Annotated in this window: 1 protein-coding gene; it reads right to left on the bottom strand. The window is 62.3% G+C overall.

Going from position 1 to position 6675, the window contains the following annotated elements:
- Positions 1-246: 246 nt before the first annotated feature.
- Complete coding sequence (locus F8N44_RS12330; protein WP_150650500.1) at positions 247-6657, bottom strand: non-ribosomal peptide synthetase; 6411 nt, start codon at positions 6655-6657, stop codon at positions 247-249.
- Between the last annotated feature and the right edge of the window lie 18 nt (positions 6658-6675).

Here is a 6675-nt window from a genome sequence, read left to right as displayed (position 1 = left end):
GAGGTAACCTGCTGTAAATACGGAAAAAAGGAGCACGCAGCAGCGAGTCCGTGCACGCGGCGCGCAGCCTGGAAAAACTAAAACATCGGGGCGTGGGTGTCTGACATGGGAAGCGGGGACAAGCCGCCCTGCCCGCTGTTCGCCTCTGTAGGAGCTGCCGAAGGCTGCGATCTTTTGATTTTGCTTTTAAAAACAAGATCAACAGATCGCAGCCTTCGGCAGCTCCTACAGGGTTTGTGCGCGCCGTTAGAGACGGCGTTTGCGATTGAGGCTCGGGATGGTGGTTTGGGCGATCTCGATGTGATTCGCCTGCCGCGAGGTCTGTGCCGCCAGCGCGGCCAGCGTCGGCTGACTGAACAGCGTGCGCGCATCGACATGCAGCCCGGCCAGACGCATGCGCGCGACCAGACTCACCGCCAACAACGAGTGCCCGCCCAGTTCAAAGAAGTTGTCGTGACGCCCCACCTGCTCGACCTTGAGCACCTGCGCCCAGATCTGCGCCAAAGCACTTTCCACATCACCTTCGGGTGCCGCATAAGGACGACTGAGCAACGCCTCCGCGCCTGGTTCCGGCAACGCCTTGCGGTCAATTTTGTCGTTGGGCGTCAAGGGCAGCGCCGCCAGCATCACGTAGGCACCGGGCACCATAAACTCCGGCAACCGCGCCAACACATGCGCGCGCAATGCTTCAAGCGTCGGCGCAGTCAGCTCGGTACGCAGGGTGTAATAAGCCACCAGCCGCTCATCGCGCACCAGCACCACCGCCTCGCGGATCGCCGGATGTTCCAGCAGGCGCGCTTCAATTTCGCCCAGCTCAAGACGCACCCCGCGCAGCTTGACCTGAAAGTCATTGCGACCGAGAAACTCGAGATTGCCGTCAGCGCCGTAACGCACCAGATCCCCGGTGCGATACAAGCGATCACCGGCCACGAACGGGCTGTCGATAAAGCGTTCGGCCTGCAATTGCGGCAGGTCCAGATAGCCCCGCGCCACGCCCACTCCACCAATGTGCAGATGACCAGTGACGCCAAGCGGCACGGGTTGATCGCTGGCATCGAGGACATACAGGCGCGTGTTGCTTAGCGCCTTGCCGATTGGCACCAGTGTCTGCGGCACCGGCGCGCCGGGGTGCAGCGTCCAGCCACTGCTGTCGACCGTGGTTTCGGTCGGGCCGTAGACGTTGTGCAGACGCACCCACGGCAGGCGTTCGCGCACTTGCCGGGCCAGCGCGACGGTCAATTCGCCGCCACCGTTGAGCACGTCGGTAAGGCTGGTGCACTGGCTGACATCATCCTGTTCGATGAACTGCTGCAACAACGCCGGCACGAACTTGACCACGGTAATGTTCTGCTCGCGGATCACTTGCGTGACATAAGCCGAATCGCGGTTGCCATCGGCCCGCGCCAGCACCAGGCGCATGCCCGAACACAGCGGCCAGAAAATCTCCCACACCGAACTGTCGAAACTGTACGGGGCCTTTTGCAGCAACGCCCCATGTTCGGTGGGCGGCGACAACTGCGAGCCCCAGTGCACCATGTTGCAGGCACTGCGGTGCTCGATCATCACGCCTTTCGGCGTGCCGGTGGAGCCGGAGGTGTAGATCATGTAGGCCAGATTCGTCGCGCCGAGGCCCGGCACCTGCGGATTGTCGTGTGGCTGGTCCTGCCAGGTGCCGAGATCGAGATCGATCAGCGGCACGTCGGGTTCGTCGAGCAGATCGCGCGTCGCCGCGTGCACCAGCAGCGCAACCGGTGCGCTGTCCTGCAACATGTAGTTGAGCCGTTGCAGCGGGTAATCCGGATCGAGCGGCACATAAGCACCGCCAGCCTTGAGAATACCCAGCAGGCCTATCACCAATTCAGGCCCGCGCTCGACGCAGATCGCGACCCGCGAATCCGGCCGAACGCCCAGCCCGCGCAGATGATGAGCCAAGCAGTTGGCCTGCTCGTTCAACTCGCGATAGGTCAGGCTTTGCCCGGCGAATTGCACGGCGACGGCATTCGGTTTGCGCTGCACCTGTTGTTCGAACAGCGCCTGCAGCGGTTGCTCCATCGGGCAGTCGACTGCCGTATCGTTGAACTCGATCAACAGCCGTTGCAGTTCTTCCTGCGGTAACAGCAGCAGGCTATTCAGCGGCCGCTGCGGCTCGGTCTCCAGCGCCTCGACCAAGCCATTAAGGGCCGCTTGTACATATGCGCAAATCCGTTGCGCGCCGATGGTCGACAAGGTTCGGGTGGTCAAACGCAAGCCCGTGCCGAGATCATCGACACTCAGGGTAAACGGGTAATTGGTGCGCTCCTCGTTGGCCAGGGTTTCGATGCCTTGCCAGGTTTGCCGGGAGTTCTTTTGCTCGACGTCATCGCTGTGCCGATAGTTGAGCAAGGCGCTGAACAGCGGCGCCGGCGCAGCGACGCCACTGCAACGCTGAGCCAGCGCTAAAGAGGCGTGTTCATGGGCGAGCAAAGCGGTCAGGCGCGCATGAGTGGATTTCACCGCTGCGCGCGCACCTTCGCCGACATCGACCCGCAGCGGCAAGGTATTGATGAACACCCCCAGCGCCCGGTCTGCCCCCGCGCCGCCCTGCATGCGCCCCATCAACACCGTGCCGAACACCACGCTTGGCTGGCCGGATGTCGCCGCCAATACTTGCGCCCAGGCGAGGTGGATCAGGCTGGCGACGCTGACGCCGGCCAGACGCGCCTGCTGCTGCAAGCGCTGATAGACACCGCTCGCCAGCGTCTGCTCGGCTTCTTCGATGTTGCTGCCGTCACCCTGCACATTCTGCAAAGCGAACGGCAAGGTCGGCTCATCGATGTCGGCGAGCATCTGGCGGAAAAACGCCTCATGCTCTTGCTCGCTGAAGCCGAATCGCGTCTGCGCCACATAGTTGCGGTACGGCACCGGTGCTGCCAGCGGTGCGTCGTGCCCGGACAGGCTGGCGTGGATTTCTTCGCGCATCGCCTCCAGTGCAATGTGATCCATCGCCAGGTGATGGAACAGCAATATGCCGACCACCCGGTTATGCGCCGGGTCTCGGGCATACATCAAGCGCAGCAGCGGCGCCTGACTGACATCGAGGCGATAACGCCGCGCGTCGAAGCGCTCGTGCAACTGATCGATGATTGCGCCGCCAGCAGGGTCAAGTTCGACTTCCTGCACCGGCAAAATGGCCTCGCGCCAAACGACCTGAACCGGTGACGTCAGCCCTTCCCAAACCACCGCCGTACGCAGGATATCGTGCCGTGCGATGACCTCGCGCAGCGCAGCGGCGAAGGCCTCGACCCGCTCGACGCTGTCGAACGCCAGCAGCGATTGCAGCAGGTACGGATCGCCCTGCGCAGCGGTGATGTGGTGATAGAGAATGCCTTCCTGCAACGGCGCCAACGGGTAGATGTCCTGCACATTGGCGGCGCCACCCGGCACCGTCGCAACGATACGCTCGATCATCGCCTGATCCAGTTGCACCAGTGGCAACAGGTCCGGCGTGATGTGCGTGCAGTCGGCGGAAATACGGTTGGCCGGCACCTCGACTTCGCGACCGCTGCCCTCCGCCGCTGCCAGCGCCGCCAGTGTCGGCTGGCTGAACAGCACGCGAACATCGCTGCTCATGCCAATCTGGCGCATGCGTTCGATCAGGCCCACAGCCAACAAGGAGTGGCCACCCAGCTCGAAGAAATGGTCGTGACGCCCTACCCGTTCAACCTGCAAGACCTCGGCCCAGATCTGCGACAGGGCGATTTCGACGTCACCTTGTGGCGCCTCGTATTCCCGACGGATCAACGCCTCCGGTCCCGGCGGCGGCAAGGCTCGACGGTCGAGTTTGCCGTTGGCCGTCAGTGGCAACGTTGCCAAGCGCACGTAAGCAGCCGGCAGCATGGCGGCTGGCAAACGCAAGGTCAGGTGCGCGTGCAGTTGCAGGATGTCCAGCGTTTCACGCTCGGTGAACCACGCCAACAGTTGACCGTCGCGCACCAGCACCACGGCTTCCTGCACCGCATCATGGCTGGCGAGTGCCGCTTCGATTTCGCCCAGTTCGACACGCACACCGCGGACTTTCACCTGGTCATCGTTGCGGCCGATGTACTCAAGGTTGCCGTCGGTGCGCCAACGTGCGAGATCGCCGGTGCGATACATACGCGCATCCGGCTGCGCACTGAACGGGTCGTCGAGAAAGCGTTCCGCTGTCAGATCCGGGCGATTGAGATAGCCGCGGGCAACCCCGGCACCGCCGACATACAGCTCGCCGATGATGCCGATCGGCACCGGGCGCTGCTGATCATCGAGCAAATACGCTGTGGCATTGCTCACGGGTTTGCCGATGTGCAACGCCTGCCCTGGGGTGATCAGCCCCGAGGTCGCGACCACCGTCGCTTCGGTCGGGCCATAGTTGTTGACCACCGCAAAACCCTGCGCGCGGTTGAACTGGCGCAGGCGATCGCCGCCGATCAACAAGGTGCGCAAGGTCGGGTGATCGAGTTGTTTGCTGAAGGCGTATTCGGCAATCGGCGTTGGCAGGAAGCTGACGTCCAGCGGCTGGGCACGCCACCAGTCGAGCAGCGCGTCGATGTCTTCACTGCCTTCGCTTGCGGGCGACAAATGCAGCGTCGCTCCGGCACTCAGCGCCGGCCAGACCTCCCACGCCATCGCGTCAAAACCGAAGCCGGCGAGGCTCGAAGTGTGCTGCCCGAAGCTGAGCCCGAATGCCTCGCAGTGCCAGTCGACCAGATTGCCCAGCGTACGGTGCTCGACCATCACGCCTTTGGGCAACCCGGTTGAGCCTGAGGTGTAAATCACATACGCGAGGTTGCTCGTGTTCAGCTCCGGCAGGTCGGGATCGGTCAAGTTGTCGAGCGACCATTCGCGCCGATCAAGCTCGATCAACGGCAGCGCTGTGGCGGGCAAGCGCTCACGCAGATCACTTTGCGTCAGCAGCGCTACCGGAGCACTGTCGCTGAGCAGATAATTCAGGCGCTCGACTGGATGCGCCGGGTCAATCGGCACATAGGCGGCGCCAGACTTGAGAATCGCCAGCAGCCCGACCAATGTCTCCAGGCTCCTACGCGCGACGATCGCCACGCGGTCATCCGGCCGTACACCGAGACCCAGCAGATGATGGGCCAACGCATTGGCTTGCTGGTTCAGCTCGGCATAGCTCAGGGTTCGTCCCTGATACGTCGCGACCACGGCGTCCGGTTGTTCGGCCACTCGGGATTCGAATCGCTGATGAATCAGCTGCCCCTGCGGATAACTGACGCGGGTGTCGTTCCACTCATCGAGCAGGGCCAGCTCTGCCGGGCTATTGAGGTTGAAATCGGTGATCTCGAGTTCCGGACATTCCAGACCCTGCTCCAGTATCAGCAACAAGCGCTCGGTCAACGACGTCATCTCGTCAGCCGTGAAATAGGCCGGCGAGTACACCAGATGCAGCCAGGCCTTGTCGTTGTAACGGTTGCTGCGCAGGTGAAGGGCCAGCGGTGTTGCCTCGTGTTGGTTGGAGACCTTGACCGAGTGTCCCGACGCCTCACCGTAACGGTAGTCATGGTCGTCCTGTTCGTAGGACACCGACAGCTCGAACAGTTGCGCGCGGTCTTCACGCAACAGACCCAACGCGCGGTTCATCTCGCTCAGCGGATAGCGTTGATGGCGAAAATCCTGCTTCAGGCTATCGCCGATTGCCTTGATCAACTCAGCGAATGACAACGCTCGGCCAAAGCCCATGCGCATTGCACTGACCTGGGTGAACAAGCCCAAAGTGCTTTTGAAGCGGGCGCCGGAGCGATTGAGAATCGGCAAGCCGACCACCCACTCGTCACGCTGGGCGGTACGACTGAAATACACATGCAGCGCCGCCAGCAAGACATGAAAGGCCGAGCCACCGAATCGTCGCGCGCAGTCTTTCATGCGCTCATGCAGAACGGCAGGAAAAGCCTCGACGTGGATGCGACTGGGCGCCGCTTCAGGCTCAAGGGGTTCGCGATGACGGGGCGTCAACAAGGGCTCGGGAAGGCTGCGGTACTTGTCCAGCCAATAGCGTTGATCACGTTCATAGCGGAGTGACTGATGGTAGCGCGCATCATCTTCGATAAAGCCGACATAGGACGGTGCCGCTCTGCGCGGATGCTCGCCACGGTACAACGCGCTGTAGATCTCACCCACCGACTTGAACAGCAGCGCGAACGCCCAGCCATCGATGATCAAGTGATGGGCCTGGGCCGCCAGCCAGTGGCGATGGCGATCGAGGCGAATCAGACAGAAGCGGAACAACGCTTGCCCGCTCAGTACAAAGGGCTGCGCCATCTGCGCTTCGACCAGTGTCCGGGCAGCCGACTGTGGATCAGTCTGGCCGCTGACATCATGCAGCGACATCACCACCGGCAGCGCCTGGGCAAAACCTTGCAACGGCAGCCCGTCGCGACCAACGTCCGATCGCAGAACAATGCGCAAGGCGTCATTGGCTTCAACCAGATATTCAAGCGCCGATTGCAGCAATGCCGGATCCAGCGGGCCGCTCAGTTCGACGTAACCGCCAATGTTGTACAGCGGCGAATCTCCGCGGCTCAGTTGGTCCAGCCAGATATCCCGTTGAGCGGCAGTCAGCGGGAATGTCTCGACAGGCACGGACAGATCGTCCGCCACGTTGGCAGAAATAGGCTGCATAAGGTCCATCTCATGAAA

This window comes from Pseudomonas fluorescens (assembly GCF_902497745.1).
Taxonomy (GTDB): domain Bacteria; phylum Pseudomonadota; class Gammaproteobacteria; order Pseudomonadales; family Pseudomonadaceae; genus Aquipseudomonas; species Aquipseudomonas fluorescens_BM.
This window is presented reverse-complemented; position numbering and strand designations above follow the sequence as displayed.